14 protein-coding genes are annotated in these 15,300 nt (G+C 67.6%); 5 read left to right on the forward strand and 9 right to left on the reverse strand.

Translation table 11 applies throughout. The features are described from left to right. Positions 1–14 precede the first annotated feature (14 nt). A complete protein-coding gene (panB, locus tag DIE16_RS30025; protein WP_124893984.1) occupies positions 15–866 on the reverse strand; it encodes a 3-methyl-2-oxobutanoate hydroxymethyltransferase in 852 nt (283 codons plus the stop codon). Between the two features lie 77 nt (positions 867–943). On the opposite strand from panB, the gene DIE16_RS30030 reads away from it, so the two are divergent. Then, the gene (locus DIE16_RS30030; protein ID WP_124893985.1) at positions 944–1,762 is read left to right on the forward strand and encodes a helix-turn-helix domain-containing protein; all 819 of its coding nucleotides are present in this window, start codon (positions 944–946) and stop codon (positions 1,760–1,762) included. Positions 1,763–1,790: 28 nt separating this feature from the next. Here the strand turns inward: DIE16_RS30030 and DIE16_RS30035 are convergent, their stop codons facing one another. After that, positions 1,791–2,324: a methylated-DNA--[protein]-cysteine S-methyltransferase gene (locus DIE16_RS30035; RefSeq protein WP_124893986.1), complete on the reverse strand. Its 534-nt coding sequence runs from the start codon at positions 2,322–2,324 to the stop codon at positions 1,791–1,793. Next, positions 2,321–3,793 (reverse strand): DNA-3-methyladenine glycosylase 2 family protein, encoded by a 1,473-nt coding sequence (locus DIE16_RS30040; RefSeq protein WP_124893987.1) that lies wholly within the window; start codon positions 3,791–3,793, stop codon positions 2,321–2,323. Before DIE16_RS30040 ends, DIE16_RS30035 begins: the two co-directional genes overlap by 4 nt. A gap of 342 nt (positions 3,794–4,135) precedes the next feature. Here DIE16_RS30040 and DIE16_RS30045 point away from each other — a divergent pair, with 342 nt between their 5' ends. Next, positions 4,136–5,428, forward strand: a complete 1,293-nt coding sequence (locus DIE16_RS30045; RefSeq protein ID WP_124571431.1) for an MFS transporter — start codon at positions 4,136–4,138, stop codon at positions 5,426–5,428. 139 nt (positions 5,429–5,567) lie between these two features. On the opposite strand, the gene DIE16_RS30050 is transcribed toward DIE16_RS30045, so the two are convergent. Then, positions 5,568–6,671: a LacI family DNA-binding transcriptional regulator gene (locus DIE16_RS30050; RefSeq protein ID WP_124489267.1), complete on the reverse strand. Its 1,104-nt coding sequence runs from the start codon at positions 6,669–6,671 to the stop codon at positions 5,568–5,570. A 113-nt stretch (positions 6,672–6,784) separates the two neighbouring features. Here DIE16_RS30050 and DIE16_RS30055 point away from each other — a divergent pair, with 113 nt between their 5' ends. Further along, positions 6,785–7,621, forward strand: coding sequence for an NAD(P)-dependent oxidoreductase (locus tag DIE16_RS30055; protein ID WP_044848354.1), 837 nt, complete (start codon positions 6,785–6,787; stop codon positions 7,619–7,621). Positions 7,622–7,640: 19 nt separating this feature from the next. Here DIE16_RS30055 and DIE16_RS30060 read toward each other — a convergent pair whose 3' ends face one another. Then, positions 7,641–7,961, reverse strand: coding sequence for a DUF1330 domain-containing protein (locus tag DIE16_RS30060; protein ID WP_124893988.1), 321 nt, complete (start codon positions 7,959–7,961; stop codon positions 7,641–7,643). Between the two features lie 190 nt (positions 7,962–8,151). Continuing rightward, entirely contained in the window at positions 8,152–8,619 is a 468-nt protein-coding gene (locus DIE16_RS30065; RefSeq protein ID WP_124489269.1) for a MerR family transcriptional regulator, read from the reverse strand. 78 nt (positions 8,620–8,697) lie between these two features. Here DIE16_RS30065 and DIE16_RS30070 point away from each other — a divergent pair, with 78 nt between their 5' ends. After that, complete coding sequence (locus tag DIE16_RS30070) at positions 8,698–9,933, forward strand: NADH:flavin oxidoreductase/NADH oxidase family protein (protein ID WP_124893989.1); 1,236 nt, start codon at positions 8,698–8,700, stop codon at positions 9,931–9,933. 36 nt (positions 9,934–9,969) lie between these two features. Here DIE16_RS30070 and DIE16_RS30075 read toward each other — a convergent pair whose 3' ends face one another. From DIE16_RS30075 to DIE16_RS30085, 3 genes are all read right to left on the reverse strand, one after another. Next, positions 9,970–10,293: a DNA-binding protein gene (locus DIE16_RS30075; RefSeq protein WP_124489271.1), complete on the reverse strand. Its 324-nt coding sequence runs from the start codon at positions 10,291–10,293 to the stop codon at positions 9,970–9,972. A 514-nt stretch (positions 10,294–10,807) separates the two neighbouring features. After that, a complete protein-coding gene (locus DIE16_RS30080) occupies positions 10,808–12,436 on the reverse strand; it encodes an NADP-dependent glyceraldehyde-3-phosphate dehydrogenase (protein WP_124571427.1) in 1,629 nt (542 codons plus the stop codon). Between the two features lie 463 nt (positions 12,437–12,899). Further along, positions 12,900–13,853 carry a LysR family transcriptional regulator gene (locus DIE16_RS30085; protein ID WP_124893990.1) on the reverse strand — a complete coding sequence of 318 codons (954 nt, stop codon included), beginning with the start codon at positions 13,851–13,853 and terminating at the stop codon, positions 12,900–12,902. A gap of 227 nt (positions 13,854–14,080) precedes the next feature. On the opposite strand from DIE16_RS30085, the gene DIE16_RS30090 reads away from it, so the two are divergent. Continuing rightward, entirely contained in the window at positions 14,081–15,109 is a 1,029-nt protein-coding gene (locus tag DIE16_RS30090; protein WP_124489273.1) for a DUF1338 domain-containing protein, read from the forward strand. Positions 15,110–15,300 lie beyond the last annotated feature (191 nt).

The raw sequence follows: 15,300 nt of genomic DNA on the forward strand, positions 1-15,300 counted from the left end.
CGTAAGCGCAGCCGTCACGCCGCGGCGGCCGCCGCGAGTTGCAGCGGCTTGCCGTACCCGAAGCAGTGCGCCGGCTCGGGAAACACGCGCTGCCGCACGTCGTGCGCGTACTGGCGGATCGCGTCGCGCATCACCGCGTTCGCATCGGCGTAGCGCTTCACGAAGCGCGGCGTGTACGCGTCGAATGCGCCGATCATGTCCTCGGTCACGAGCACCTGCCCGTCGCACGCGGGCGATGCGCCGATGCCGATGGTCGGGATCGACAGTGTTTCGGTCAGATGGCGCGCGAGCGCTTCCGCTGTGCCCTCGACGACGACGCTGAACGCGCCGGCCCGCTCGGCCGCGCACGCGGCGTCGAACACCTGCGCGGCCGAGCGCGGGTCCATCCCCTGCGCGCGGAAGCCGCCGGTCGCATTGGCCTGTTGCGGCATGAGGCCGACGTGCGCCATCACCGGAATGCCGCGCTCCGTCAGGAAGCGGATCGTGTCGGCCGTCTCGCTGCCGCCTTCGAGCTTGACGCCTTGCGCGCCGGTTTCGGCGAGCAGCCGCGCGGCGGAGCGATACGCTTGCGCGGGCGATTCCTGATACGTCGAAAACGGCAGATCGACGACGACGCACGCCTGCGCGGTGCCACGCACGACTGCCGCGCCGTGCGCGCTCATCATGTCGAGCGTGACGCGCAGCGTATCGGGCATGCCGTACAGCACCATGCCGACGGAGTCGCCGACGATGATCACGTCGGCCACTTCGTCGACGAGCTTCGCCATCGGTGCGGAATAGGCGGTGAGCGAGACGAGGCTGCCGATGCCTTTCGTCGCGCGGATCGCGGTGACGGTCTTGCGGGTGGTGCGGGTATGCGCGCTCATGAACGGAAGCCGTGAGAAAGAAGAGTCGTTACGGTAGCATCGCGATCGTGCATGCAATGACCTTCGGAGGACGTCTTATGTCGCTGGCGGGACAATCGGGTGATCCGTACGCGGTGCCGCCGATGGCGCGCCTGCCGAGGCCGCTGTTCGTGCGCGCGTTCGGGATTCCCGGCAACGCGAGCGTCGACGCGCATAGTCACCCGTGGGCCCAGCTGATGTATGCGACGAGCGGCGTGCTGGAGGTATCGACGCCGTCGGGCCGGCATCTGCTGCCGCCGCACTATGCGATGTGGATTCCGCCGCACGTGCCGCACGCGGTGTCGACGCGCGATTGCGTCGCGTTCCACAGCCTGTATCTCGACGATGCGATCGCGCGCGACGATGCCGCCGACGATTGCATGATCCTCTGCATGACGCCGCTGTTGCGCGAGCTGGTGATCGCGACCGGCGAGTTGCCGGTGAACTACGACGAGTCGGGGCCGGACGGTGCGCTCGTGTGCCTGATCGCCGACCGGATCGCGCAGATGCGGCCCGCGCCGCTGACGGTGCCGCTGCCGCACGATTCGCGTCTGCTCAAAATCGCGCGTGCCTTGCATGCGCATCCGGGCGACACGCGCAGTCTGGACGAATGGGGCCGTCAGGTCGGTGCGACACGGCGCACGCTGTCGCGTCTGTTCCGGCAGGACACGGGGCTGTCGTTCACCGAGTGGCGGCAGGCCGTGCGGCTGCTCGCGGCGCTGCCGCTGCTCGATGCGGGCGAGCCGATCGGCGCGGTGGCCGCGCAGCTGGGCTACGACTCGACGTCGTCGTTCATCGCGCTGTTTCAGGCGAAGTTCAAGGTGACGCCGGGCGCGTATGCGAAGCGTGAAGCGCGCCGGCCGGCGTTGAGCGCATGACGCGGCAACGCGCGCCGCGGATCTTGATTCAGAACGCCAGCGACTGCTGCATCGGATGACGTTCCCCGCGCGCGAACCCGGCGCCTTCGAGCGACAACAACGCGCGTTTGCGTTCGATGCCGCCTGCATAACCGGTCAGGCTGCCCGACGCGCCGATCACGCGATGGCACGGCACCATGATCGACACAGGGTTGCGGCCAACCGCGCCGCCGACGGCACGCGCCGCGCTCATCGGCAGCCCGACGCGTTCGGTGATGTCGCCGTACGACACGAGTTCGCCGAACGGAATCGCGAGCAGTTCCTTCCACACGCTGCGCTGAAACGCGGTGCCGCGCAGATGAATCGGCACCGAGAAGGTTTCGCGCGTGCCGGTGAAATATTCGGCGACTTCCTCGGCGACCTTGCGCGCGAGCGGCGCCGCGCCGCGTACGTCCGCGTCCGGCGCGATCGCCAGCGACGGATAGTATTTCTGGCCGACGAAAAAAAGGCCTGTAAGCGCATCGTCCTCGATACGGATGGCGATGTCGCCCAGCGGGCTCGGAATCAGATGAGCGTGCGTCATCGCGAAGCTTCTCCATGAAGGCGCCACACATGCAGTGCGGCATACGCGCGCCACGGCGCCCAGTGCGCCGCGTGCGGCGCGGATGATGCGATGTGCAAACGCTCGGCGGCGGCGCGCGGAGCAAGCCACGCGTCGTCGGCGGGAAACGCGTTCGGCCAGGCCATCGCACGCATCGCGACGTACTGCACCGCGCATTCGTCGAAGCCGGGCAGCGCGCGCAACGCGCGGAGCGTCGCATCGAGCGGCGCCATCGGTTCGAGCGCGAGCGTGCCGTCGGCGACCGCACGTGCCAGCGCCACGATCGCCTGCGCCGCATCACGCGTCACGCCGGTTGCTTCGAGCGCCGCCGGCGGCACACTCGCCAGCGTTACTGCCGAAGGCAATGCATGCGTGAGCCCCGGCGGCGCGTGGTGCACCTGCGTGCCGAAGCGTTCGGCCACACGCGCCAGCACCTCACCAGCCTGCGTCGCCGCCAGTCGTTCGCCCGCGATCGCACGGATCGCGATCTCGAGTCCGTCGAACGCGCCGGGCACGCGCAAGCCGGGCGAGCCGCTCGCGAGTGCGCCGAGATGCGCGTCGATCACGTCGGGGCGGCTGTCGAGATCGAACAGCCGCCGCACGCGCGCGAGCGCGGCCGGCACGACGGGCGTCAGCGCGGGCGATACGGTCACCGCGAGCGCAAACCGCTGCGGCACGTGCGTGACGGACAGCCAGCCCGTCAGATGCGCGTCGCCGTTGCCGTTCGGCAGCGCGACGACGCGCGCATAGCCGTGCGCGTCGATCCGCTCGACGCCGCCGATCCGCCGCTGCGCGAGAAATTGCATCAGCTCGGGCCACGCGAACGGCGGCCGGTACGGCAGCGGAAAGGTCATGTCGCCATCGGCGGATGGGCCGGCGCCTTTGCGCAAGCGCAGCGGATTGAGGCCGTAGCGTTGGCGGAACAAATCGTTGAAGCGTCGCACGCTGCCGAATCCGGCGGTCGAGGCAACGACCGCCACCGGCAGCGCGGTATCGGTCAGGAGACGCTTGGCCATCAAGAGCCGGTGCGTCTGCGCGAACTCGACCGGCGACACGCCGAACTGCGCGGCGAAGATCCGGCGCAGATGGCGCTCGGTCACGCCGACCCGCCGCGCGAGCGCGTCGACGGAGTGCTCGTTCAGGAAACCGTCCTCGATCAGCGCGGCGGCCGCGTCGGCGAGATTGCCGGACAGGTCGAGCAGCCCGTGGCCGGGCGCGAGCTCGGGCCGGCAGCGCATGCACGGGCGAAAGCCGGCTTTCTCGGCGGCCGCGGCGGTCGGGTAATAACTGCAGTTCCGCGCCTTCGGCGGTTTCACCGGGCAAACGGGGCGGCAATACACGCCGGTCGTCGACACGCCGACGAAGAACCAGCCGTCGAAGCGGCGGTTCCGCGCAAGCAGGGCGTCGTAGCAGGTGTCGGGATCGAGGCGCATGCGGCGACTGTAAACCATCCGCGCCGCCGATTCTGGCTGGAATCGGACATGTGTATCGACGCGCCAACCCGCGTCGTGGCCCCGTTTCGCACGCGGGAGAATCCCGGAAAAACGGTTAATGCCACTCTGCGAAACAGTCATCTCTTTTTGCGCGGCCAATTTTGAGATGACTCATCGAAATCCCCGACTGACACGGCACCGGGCCACGCCCTATCCTTTGAAAAACGTTTTCCAGAACTCGACGGACGAGCGGCCGCGCCACGCAAGGGGCGTGGCCGCCGCCCGCCCCGGCGCCCGTCGCCGGTCACGGACAGCACAATCCAGCGGCGCGACGGGCGCGACCGCGTATCGGAGACATTCATGCAATCCGCCGTCGTCGGTGCCGTGCGCACCGCGGCCAGCCGCTACCGCTGGACCGTTTGTGCGCTGCTGTTCTTCGCGACCGTCATCAACTACATGGATCGACAGATCCTCGGCCTGCTCGCGCCGATGCTGCAGCACGACATCGGCTGGACCCAGGTGCAGTACGGCCGCATCGTGATGGCGTTTTCCGCGTTCTATGCGATCGGCCTGCTCGGCTTCGGGCGCATCGTCGACTGGCTCGGCACGCGCATCTCGTATGCGGTCGCGATGCTGGTGTGGAGCATCGCGGCGATGCTGCACGCGGCGGTCGGCTCCGTGACGGGCTTCGCGGCAGTGCGCGCGCTGCTCGGGATCGGCGAGGGCGGCAACTTCCCGGCCGCGATCAAGACGACGGCCGAATGGTTTCCGCGCCGCGAACGCGCGCTCGCCACCGGCATCTTCAACTCGGGCGCGAACATCGGCGCGGTGTTCGCGCCGGCGATCATCCCGGCGATCGCGGTGGCCTACGGGTGGCGCGCGGCGTTCGTGATCATCGGCGCGATCGGCATCGTATGGCTCGCGGTGTGGCTGCTGATGTATCGCACGGCCGACACGCGCGCGCTCGCCGCGGAATACGACGAGCCGCGCGATGAAGCCGAAGCGCTCGACGCGGCGAACGCGGATGCCGGCGCGCCGCGCTGGGGCGAACTGATCCGCAAGCGCGAGACGTGGGCGTTCCTGATCGGCAAGTTCCTGACCGACCCGGTGTGGTGGTTCTATCTGTTCTGGCTGCCGAAGTGGCTCAACGAGTCGCGCGGGATGGACATGCAGCATATCGGCCTGCCGCTCGTGTGCATCTATGCGCTGACGACGGTCGGCAGCATCGGCGGCGGCTGGCTGTCGTCGGCGCTGCTGCGCGCGGGCTGGAGCGTGAACGGCGCGCGCAAGACGGCGATGCTGTTCTGCGCGTGCTGCGTGCTGCCGATCGCGTTCGTGTCGCAGGTGCAGAGCCTGTGGATCGCGGTGCTGATCGTCGGTCTCGCGGCCGCCGCGCACCAGGGCTGGTCGGCGAACCTGTTCACGACGGCGTCCGACCTGTTCCCGCGCCGCGCGGTCGCGTCGGTGGTCGGCATCGGCGGGATGGCCGGCTCGATCGGCGGCGTGCTGTTCTCGGAAGTGATCGGCCAGGTGCTGCAACGCACGGGCCACTACTGGGTGCTGTTCGCGATCGGCGCGCTGGCCTACCTGCTCGCGCTGGCGATCATGCACATGCTGACGCCGAAGATGAAGCCCGCGAAGCTCGACGCGTGATCGCGTGACGGCAAACGAACGCGCCGCCCGGAGGCGGCGCGTTTTTGTTTGCGAAGCGACGAAGCGACGAAGCGACGAAGCGACGAATCAACGATACGCCGAAGCAGCGATACAGCGGATATCGAACGCGATGCGCGCTTCAACCCACCGCGGCCGTCGACGCGCGCATGATCAGCCGCGGCTCGAACGTCGAATAGCTCGCCTCGGTACGCCCGGCGAGCGCGTCGATCAGCTTCTGCATCGCGAGCTCGCCCATGTTTTCGCTCTGGATGTCGATGGTGGTCAGCGCGGGCGCCGCGTATGCGCCGTACGGCACGTTGTCGACGCCGGCAACCGACACGTCCTGCGGCAGCCGGAACCCGAGCGACGCCGCTTCCTTCATGAAGCCGAGCGCGATCAGGTCGTTGTAGCAGATCACGGCCTGCGGACGCTGCGGCCCGAGCATCACGCGCGAGCATGCGCGCTCGCCGGCTTCGGCGGTCGGCGCGTGCGCGTCGTGCACGTCGAGCGTGAGCCCCGCTTCCGCGAGACAGTCGCGCGCGCCCTGGATCCGTTCGTCGTTCACGCGCGCGGGCCCGAAGCCGAGGTACGCGATGCGCGTATGGCCGAGATTGAGCAGGTGACGCGCGAGCATGTAGGTGGCGAGCCGGTTGTCGATGCCGACGCTCGGAATCGGCAGGCCGGGGCTGCGCCGCAGCAGCACGAGCGGCTTGTGCAGGTCGAGCATCCAGCCGGCCTGGTCGTCGGGCATCCGCGTGCTGACGATCAGCCCGTCGACGCGCTGCGCGAGCGCCTCGATCAGCGAGCGTTCGCGCGCCTGGTTCTCCTCGGTATCGACGAGCAGCAGCGTGTAGTCGTGCTGGAGCGCGACGCGGTTCGCGCCCTTGACGACGTTCGTGAAGTGCGGGTTGCTGATGTCGAGGATCACGAGGCCGATGGTGCGCGTGCGCCCGGTGATCATCGAGCGCGCGAGCGGGTTCGAACGGTAGCCGAGCCGTTCGATCGCTTCCTTGAGCCGCGCTTCGACGGTCGGCGAAAAGCGCTGCGTGCCGTTCACGTACTTGGAGACCGTCGCGACCGACACGCCGGCTTCCGCGGCCACGTCGCGGATCGTCGGGGAAACTTTTTTCATCGGAAGGGTAACGTTTTCGTTCGATTGCACCGGATTGTGGCAGAAAAAGCCGGCGTCCGGCCGCCGGACGATATCGGGAAAGTGCGGATGGGTGCGAACAGGTTCAACCATTGACGTTCGGCTTTTGCCCCGCGTATAGTTGGAAAACGTTTTCCGATTGGTTGCCGGCTCCGCCGGTTTCGGGCGACGTCCAGGACACCTCAGAACAGATTCAAGGAGATTCGATGAACGCCACATCCACCGGCGCACGCAAGCCGTTCGGGCGCCTGCTGCTGACCGGCGCGGCCGGCAATCTCGGCCGTCAGGTGCGCGGCGCGCTGGCGAACTGGGCCGACGTCGTGCGCGTGAGCGACATCGCCGCGCTGGGCGACGCCGCCCCGCACGAAGAAACCCGGGTCGTCGACCTGGCCGACCGGCCGGCTGTGATGGAGCTCGTCGACGGCGTCGACGCGATCGTCCACCTCGGCGGCATTTCGGTCGACGCGCCGTTCGACGATCTCGTCGATGCGAACATCACCGGCACGTACAACCTGTACGAAGCCGCGCGCAAGCACGGCGTGAAGCGCGTCGTGTTCGCGAGCTCGAACCATGCGATCGGGTTCCATCCGGTCACGGAAGTGCTCGATGCCGATTCGCCGCAGCGTCCGGACAGCCTGTATGGCGTGACGAAGTGCTTCGGCGAGTCGCTGTCGCGCTACTACTTCGACCGCTTCGGGATCGAGACGGTGTGCCTGCGGATCGGCTCGTCGTTCGAAGTGCCGAAGAACCCGCGCATGCTCGTGACGTTCCTCAGCTATCGCGACTTCATCGAGCTCGTGCGCTGCTCGCTGCTGACGAACCGCGTCGGGCACGCGATCGTCTACGGCGTGTCGGACAACCCGGTGAAGTGGTGGGACAACACGAAGGCCGGCTTCCTCGGCTTCCGGCCGCAGGACAGTTCCGAGCAGTTCGCCGGGCTGTTCCCGGTGACGGCGCCGAGCGCCGAGTACGACGATCCCGCGCAACGCTTCCAGGGCGGCGGGTTCGTCGTCGGCGAGCCGATGGAGCGCAACGCGAAGTAAGCGAGGCGGGCTGCGCGGGTCAGCGCAGGATGTCCGTCGCCTTGTGCCGCTCGTCCACGCCGTCGATCAGGATCAACGGGCCGCTCGCGTGCCGCGTGCGCAGCGGCTGGATCTGCCGGTACGCGTCCGATTCGTACCACGCGCGCGCCGTATCGAGATCGGGAAACGCGATCGCGATCAAGTCGCCGCGCCACTCGCCTTCGCGCACGTCGGGCCGCGCGCCGTGAATGACGAAACGGCCGTCGAACGGCGCGAGCGTGCCGTCGATGCGTTCGAGGTATTCGACGATGTCGTCGCACATGTGAACGTCGTGCAGGTGGGCGATGGCGTAGGCGGTCATGGCAGGCTCCGGGGTGTCGATGCGATGCGTCGATCGTCGATCGTTCGTCGTTGATCGGTGAAGCCATGATCCATGCGCACGCGGCGCGCGTCGATTACCTCCGACGTAAGCAAATCCGCGCAGCCGTGCGCACGGGCCGCCGTGCGTGAATCACACCGCAAGACCCGGCGCACGCGTGCGCTCGCCGCGCCTACGCGCGCTTGCGCATCGGCCGAGGGTGCGCCACCGGCGCAGGCGCCGGCACCGACTCGGCTTCCTCCTTGCACAGCTTGTCGAGCATGCGTTGCGCGGCGCCCGCGCAATCCTCGCCGGCGGGCTTGTTCGCGATCTCGTCGATCAGCGTCTGCAGGTTGCGCCGGTTCTGCGCGAGCCGCTGCTCGAGCAGCGCGATTTCGTCGACCTTGTGCCGCAACGCCTCCAGCAGTTCGTCGCGCGGCCATGCGCCGAGATCGGGCGGCAGCACCGCGCGAATCTCGTCGAGCGCAAAGCCCGCGCGCTGCGCGCGGTCGATGATCGCGAGCCGCGTCAGCGCTTCCGGCCCGTATTCGCGATAGCCGTTCGCCTGCCGGCGCGCCGGTTCGAGCAGGCCGCTCGCTTCGTAGAACCGGATGCGCGACGCCGCGATGCCGCTGGTGCGCGCCAGCTCGCCGATTTTCATGCTCGTGCTCCAGAGGGGCTTGACCTTGAAGCTGACTTTAAAGTTATGGTTGGGCATCGTCAATCGAGGAAGTCCACCATGAACCTGTTTGTGCCCCTCACGCTGCCCAATGGCGCGGTGATCCCGAACCGGCTCGCGAAGGCCGCGATGGAAGAGAACATGGCCGATGCGGATCACGCGCCGTCCGACGCGTTGCTGCGCCTGTACCAGGCGTGGGCCGACGGCCGGGCGGGCCTGATCCTGACCGGCAACGTGATGGTGGACGGCCGCGCGATGACGGGGCCGAACGGCGTCGTGCTCGACAGCGACGCGCATCTCGACCGCTTCCGGCGATGGGCGCAGGTCGCGCGCTCCGGCGGCGCGCACGTGTGGATGCAGATCAACCATCCGGGGCGCCAGATGCAGGCGGCGCTCGGCCAGACGACGATCGCGCCGTCGGCCGTGCCGCTCGCGCTCGGCGCGCTGTCGAAGCAGTTTCCGGTGCCGAAGGAGATGACGGAAGCCGACATCGCCGACGTGCAGCAGCGCTTCGTGCGCGCCGCGCAGCTCGCCGAGCAAAGCGGCTTCACCGGCGTGCAGATCCACGCGGCGCACGGTTACCTGCTGAGCCAGTTCCTGTCGCCGCTGACGAACCGCCGGCAGGACGCGTGGGGCGGCAGCATCGAGCACCGCGCGCGGTTGCTGCTCGACATCGTGCGCGCGGTGCGTGCGACGGTATCGCCGGCGTTCGTCGTGTCGGTCAAGCTGAATTCGGCCGATTTCCAGCGCGGCGGCTTCAGTGCGGACGACGCGAAGCGCGTCGTCGAACTGCTGAATCCGCTGGGCGTCGATCTCGTCGAACTGTCGGGCGGCAGCTACGAAGTGCCGGCGATGCAGGGCGAGGCGCGCGACGGACGCACGCTGGCCCGCGAAGCGTATTTCCTCGAATTCGCACGGGACATCACGGCCGTCGCGGCGATGCCGCTGATGGTTACGGGCGGGATCCGGCGTCGCGCGGTGGCCGAGCAGGTGGTCGCGAGCGGCGTGGCGATGGTCGGCATCGCGACCGCGCTGTCGATCGAGCCGAACCTGCCGCGCGACTGGCAGGCCGGCAAGGACAGCGCGCCGGCGCTGCAGCCGATCCGATGGAAGAACAAGGCGCTGGGCGCGCTGGCGAACATGGCCGTCGTGAAGTTCCAGCTCGCCCGGTTGAGCGTCGGGCGGCGTACGCATCCGGGCGTGTCGCCGCTGCGCGCGCTGGTGTCGCAGCAACTCGCCGCGCAGTGTCAGACGCGGCGGTACCGCAAGTGGATGGCGGGGCGGGCGGCGCGCTAGCCGCGCACGCGGCGCGTCGGGCTGCCCGAGGCCCGCTCACACCGGATACGCGTCGTCGACCTTCAGGTTCGCGAGCCGGAACAGCGTGCGCAGCGTCTGCGGATGAATGTCGCGGTGCGCGGCGAGCGACGTCAGCATGAAGTCGAGGACCTTCGCGTAGCGCAGCAGTACGAGGCAGTGCGCGAGATCCGCGCTGCCGCCGCGCATGGCTTCCGCGTAGCTGACCATCCGGGTCGACAGCGTGCGCGCCATCTCGAGTTCCATCTGCTGCTTTTCCGTCCATTCGGGCTGCGGCTGTTCGAGCAGTTTCGCGAGGAAGATCTGGAACGACGTATCGGACGAATTGGGCAGCGCATCCATGATGTGCCTCGCAGCTTGCGTGGATCGTTCGGGCGTATCCGGGGGACGTCCCGATCCGGGTTCGTGTTCGCGCCGATCGTCGGCGCGGCTGTCACTGCAATGCGAATGCAGGTTCCGTACCAGCCCTCGATCCGATTGTTGAGCACTGTTGACGCGGGGCGCGGCAACGGTCATCGCGTCCCGCCGGGACTGGCTTGCACGGAAAAGCGGGCAGGGCGCCCATCCGCCGCGCGCGATCGCGGTCGGCCGCGCGACAGGGGCCGGACGGACGAAATGCTTCAGCGATGTAACGTAACGCCGGGTTGAAAACGGTCGAGTGTGTCGATCGACGAAGCGCTGCAAGGTCGCGGAGCATGGGCGTCGGCGGCGTCCCCGCGGCCTCGGGACGGTCTCGTGCGGCGAGCCGCGACGCCACCCGCCGCGCGTTGAAGGCGCGCGCCGCATGCGCCGGATGTTTCATATCCGAGACGTTTTTTTCGCGACTCGCCGGACGCGCCGTCCCGGCTTCAGCGCTTCAGAAGATGAAGCCGGTGTTGATGAACTTCGAGTAGTGATCCGACACGATCGAATCGAGCAGCTGCTTGCTGCCGTCGGTCTGCTTCGCCGCGACCATCGAGCGGATCGAGAACGCGCGCAGCGCGTCGCTCACCGACAGCGTGCCTTCTGCCGAATCCTTGCGCCCGGCGAACGGGAACACGTCCGGCCCGCGCTGGCACTGGCAGTTGATGTTCACGCGGCACACCTGGTTCACGAGCGGATCGACGAGCGCGCCGATCTGCGCCGGATCGGAGCCGAAGATGCTGACCTGCTGCCCGTGCTCCGAGGTCGTCACGTAATCGAGCGCGGTTTCCACGTCGTCGAACGGCGCGACCGGAATGATCGGCCCGAACTGCTCCTCGCGATACAGCTTCATGCCTTCGGACACCGGATAAACGACGGCCGGGTAGAACAGCGTCTTGCTGAACTCGCCGCCCGAGTGGTTGACGACCTGCGCGCCCTTGGCCTTCGCGTCGTCGATCGCGTCGGTCATGTACGCGGTGCGATGCATGCCCGGCAGCGGCGTGATGCTCACGCCTTTCTCCCAGGGCATGCCGATCTTCAGCTGTTCGAGCGCGGCGGTGAAGCGTTTCAGGAATTCGTCGACGATCGAGCGGTGCACGAGCAGCATCTTCAGCGCGGTACAGCGCTGGCCGTTGAACGACAGCGCGCCGAGCAGGCACTCCTTCACGGTGAGGTCGAGATCGGCGTCGGGCAGCACGATCGCCGCGTTCTTCGCGTCGAGGCCGAGGATCGCGCGCAGCCGGTGCGACTTCGGGTGCTGCTTCTTCAGGTGATCGGCGACCTTGCTCGAACCGATCAGCGCGAGCACGTTGATCTTGCCCGACGCGAGCATGTGCGGCACGACCACCGCGCCCGGCGCGTAGATCGTGTTGATCACGCCTTTCGGGAACGCGTCGCGGAACGCCTCGAGCAGCGGCTCGAACAGCAGCGTGCCGTACTGCGGCGGCTTGAACACCACGGTGTTGCCCATCAGCAGCGCGGGGATCAGCGTCGCGAAGGTCTCGTTCAGCGGATAGTTGTACGGGCCCATGCACAGCACGACGCCGAGCGGCGTGCGGCGGATCTGGCCGATCGTGCCTTCCGCGATCACGAAGCGCGAGTTCGCGTTGTCGAGCTCCTTCAGCGCGTCGATCGTCTGCGTCATGTACGTGACGGTGCGGTCGAACTCCTTCTGCGAATCGGCGAGGCTCTTGCCGATCTCCCACATGATCAGGTTCACGACCAGCTCGCGCTGCGCGACCATCCGCTTGATGAAGTCCTGCATGCAGGCGATGCGCTGCTCGACCTTCATCGTCGGCCACTCGCCGCGGCCCGAGTCGTACGCGCGCACCGCGGCGTCGAGCGCCGCGTCGCTTTCCGTCTCGCCCATCACCGGATAGCTGCCGATCTCCATCTGCGCGACGCTGCCGTCCGGCTGGCGCACGCACACGGGCGACAGCACGGTCTTGGTCGTGCCGTCCCACGGACGCAGCTCGCCGTCGACCAGCGACACGCGCTGGTGGATCGGTGCTGCGAGCCGGAACTCGGCGGGGATGTCCTGATAGGCGGGAAACAGCTGCTGCAGGGAAGCGGAATCGGGCATGACGGTCTCGTTTGACGGGGGTGTCCGGTAAGGACGGGCGATGCGGAATCCTGAGCTGAACGATCCTCGATCCTGAATCGGCATGATGACGCGCGGACGACGGGACGTCACGCGTCGGCATGGCCGAAACGCGGAATGGAACCAGTTCCATTAAAAAGGAACGCCGAGCCGATTGCAAGATTTGCCGAATGCCATCGCACCACGCGTAAACAATTTGAAGGATTGTGTCCGAATGGCGGGTATAAGCCGCTCGGTGCATACGCAAACGTTTCACTTCGGCCGCATTGAGCGGATAATGACCCGGCGCGGCGAAGAAAAAATTGCCCGGAACCTGAGAGAAAACAGACGCAGTGAAGAAAAGAGAGAAGGTCCGCCGCGCTGCCGAAGCGAGGTCGGCTGCCCGGAGCGCCGGGTCGGGGTTGCCCGGCTCGGCGCGCACCGGACCTCCGGTGACGCGACGCGATCACTCGACGTCTTCGTCGTCCTCCGCATCCACGTCATCGTCCTCCCTGTCCCGCCCCGGCGCCGCATACGCGCTCGCCTGTTCCAGCAGCCACGCCCGAAACGATTCCAGCGGCTTGCTGTGGCTGAACTCGGTCGGATACACGAGGTAGTACGCCGAATCGCCGACCGTTGCCGCGTCGCAGGGCACGACGAGGCCGAGCTGCTGCAACTGTTCCTCGACGAAGAACTTCGGCACCAGCGCGACGCCGAGCCCGGCCGCGGCCGCGCTGATCAGCATCGTGTGCAGCTCATAGCGCACGCCCTGCATCGTGCGGATGTCCTCGACGCCGTGCGTCTCGAACCACTGCGCCCACGCGCCGGGACGCGTGGTCGAGTGCAGCAGCGGATACGCGAGCAGGTCCTCCACGCGTTCGACCGGCCCGTCGAGCAGCGCCGGCGAGCAGATCGGCACGACTTCCTCGCCGAACAGGTAGTCGGACGACGTGCCGGGCCAGGTCGGCTTGCCGTAGTGGATCGCGGCTTCGAAGTGCGTGTCCTCGAACGAGAACAGGTCGGTGCGGCTGCCCATGTTCACGCGCACGTCCGGCGTGCGGTCGTAGAAGCTCTTGATGCGCGGAATCAGCCAGTGCGACGCGAAGGTCGGCAGCACCGCGAGTTCCAGGTAGCCGCCGCCGCTGCCGTGCGCGATGATCGACAGCGTGTCGCGGTCGAGCGCCTCCAGCGCGCGCCGCACCTGCGTGCCGTACAGCTTGCCGGCGCGCGTCAGGACGACGCGCTGCTTCACGCGCGCGAACAGTCGCACGCCGAGGCTCGCCTCGAGCGTCGCGATCTGCCGCGATACCGCGCTTTCGGTCAGGAACAGCTCCTTGGCCGCGTGCGTGAAGCTCTCGTGGCGCGCCGCGGCTTCGAAAGCCACGAGCGCGCCCATGTTGGGGATCTTGAATTTGCGCATGATGCTCGTTTTGTCTGACGAACGGACCGGCCCGCGGCGGGCCGTCGGACGCGTGTCGGGACCACGAATAATTCCAAAAACTCATCACGTATCAATTTAATCTCGCTTTACGCCCCGCTGCAACCCTTTGAATAATGCATCCCACGCAAGGCCAGGCGCCCGCTGGGCGGCCGGCCAATCGAGTTGCCGGCACGTTTGCCGGCGGTCCCCCGAACACGAGAATCCTGATGCGCAATCCGAATATCGAGAGCTTGCTGACGAAGCTGCTGGGACAGGCGAAGACCGACGCCCTGTTCGCGACCCTGAACATGCCGGCCATCCTCGACGAATGGGAAACCGACGTCGTCACGCGCGCGGAAATCGCGCAGGCGATGAACATGGCGCTGTTCGAAGGGCTGCTCGAACGTTCGGCGAACGGCCGCGCATATACGGCCGATGCCATCGAAAACGGCGGCTCGGTCTACTTCGACCACGGCGCGCTGCGCACGGTGCGCTGGCCGCACACGGGCGCGCTGCCGCCGGGCGAAGCCGCGTTCACGCGCATCCTGCGTCCGCTCGGCTTCCGCCTGAACGGCCGCTATCCGCTCGACAAGCTCGGCATGACCGGCCGCGCGTATGCGCACGAAGACGCGCCGGACGAGATCGCGCAGTTCTTCGTCAGCGAACTGCATCCGGAGCGCTTCTCGAAGGAATTCCAGCAGGCCGTGACGAACGTCGTGAGTTCGTCGCGCGATCCGCTGTCGCCGGCGGCCGTCGCGCTCCTGTGGGAGATCGAGCGCGAAGGCTGGCTGTCGCTCGACGCTGCGCATGCGCTGCTGCCCGAGATCGTCGGTGCGTTCGCGCGCCAGCACGACCTGCCGAACGAACTCGACTACGAAACGCTGCTGCTCGAATCGGCCGAGATGGCGTGGATCGCGACCGAAGGCAACGCGTTCAACCATGCGACCGATCGCGTGGCCGACGTGTTCAAGCTGTCCGACGACGAGAAGGCGAAGGGGCGGCCGATGAAGCCGGAAGTCGAGCGCTCGCGTTCGGGCCGTGTGTTCCAGACCGCGTATCGCGCGGACATCGTCGAGCGCGAGTTCCGCACGCGCGACGGCGGCACGGTGAAGCGCAACGTGCCGGGCTCGTTCTACGAGTTCATCACGCGGCGTCGCACGTTCGACCAGGCGGCGCGCCGCTGGGTGACGGACCTGCGTTTCGATGCGGGCAACGCGCAGGGCATCTTCAAGATGACGGCGAACGCGGCGAAGTAAGCGCGACGCCGCACGAAAAAAACGGGCCGGTGGCTGAGCATAGCCACCGGCCCGTTTGCGTTGAATGGGCGCCGCGATCGTCAGAACAGGTGCGTCACCAGATAGAACAGCAGCAGCACGCCGATCGGTACGCCGAGCAGCCAGGCGATCAGATACTTGCCCATGTCGTTGTCCTCTTCATGGCCGCGACG

This window comes from Burkholderia sp. Bp9090 (genome assembly GCF_003857985.1).
In the GTDB taxonomy this organism is placed as follows: Bacteria; Pseudomonadota; Gammaproteobacteria; order Burkholderiales; family Burkholderiaceae; genus Burkholderia.

Coding starts and splice junctions, on each gene's coding strand:
- DIE16_RS30050 (WP_124489267.1), bottom strand. CDS start 6,671: ATGGTTGAACCTGTTCGCACCCATCCGCACTTTCCCGATATCGTCCGG.
- panB (WP_124893984.1), bottom strand. CDS start 866: ATGAGCGCGCATACCCGCACCACCCGCAAGACCGTCACCGCGATCCGC.
- DIE16_RS30060 (WP_124893988.1), bottom strand. CDS start 7,961: ATGACCGCCTACGCCATCGCCCACCTGCACGACGTTCACATGTGCGAC.
- DIE16_RS30045 (WP_124571431.1), top strand. CDS start 4,136: ATGCAATCCGCCGTCGTCGGTGCCGTGCGCACCGCGGCCAGCCGCTAC.
- DIE16_RS30090 (WP_124489273.1), top strand. CDS start 14,081: ATGCGCAATCCGAATATCGAGAGCTTGCTGACGAAGCTGCTGGGACAG.
- DIE16_RS30080 (WP_124571427.1), bottom strand. CDS start 12,436: ATGCCCGATTCCGCTTCCCTGCAGCAGCTGTTTCCCGCCTATCAGGAC.
- DIE16_RS30035 (WP_124893986.1), bottom strand. CDS start 2,324: ATGACGCACGCTCATCTGATTCCGAGCCCGCTGGGCGACATCGCCATC.
- DIE16_RS30075 (WP_124489271.1), bottom strand. CDS start 10,293: ATGGATGCGCTGCCCAATTCGTCCGATACGTCGTTCCAGATCTTCCTC.
- DIE16_RS30070 (WP_124893989.1), top strand. CDS start 8,698: ATGAACCTGTTTGTGCCCCTCACGCTGCCCAATGGCGCGGTGATCCCG.
- DIE16_RS30040 (WP_124893987.1), bottom strand. CDS start 3,793: ATGGTTTACAGTCGCCGCATGCGCCTCGATCCCGACACCTGCTACGAC.
- DIE16_RS30085 (WP_124893990.1), bottom strand. CDS start 13,853: ATGCGCAAATTCAAGATCCCCAACATGGGCGCGCTCGTGGCTTTCGAA.
- DIE16_RS30065 (WP_124489269.1), bottom strand. CDS start 8,619: ATGAAAATCGGCGAGCTGGCGCGCACCAGCGGCATCGCGGCGTCGCGC.
- DIE16_RS30055 (WP_044848354.1), top strand. CDS start 6,785: ATGAACGCCACATCCACCGGCGCACGCAAGCCGTTCGGGCGCCTGCTG.
- DIE16_RS30030 (WP_124893985.1), top strand. CDS start 944: ATGTCGCTGGCGGGACAATCGGGTGATCCGTACGCGGTGCCGCCGATG.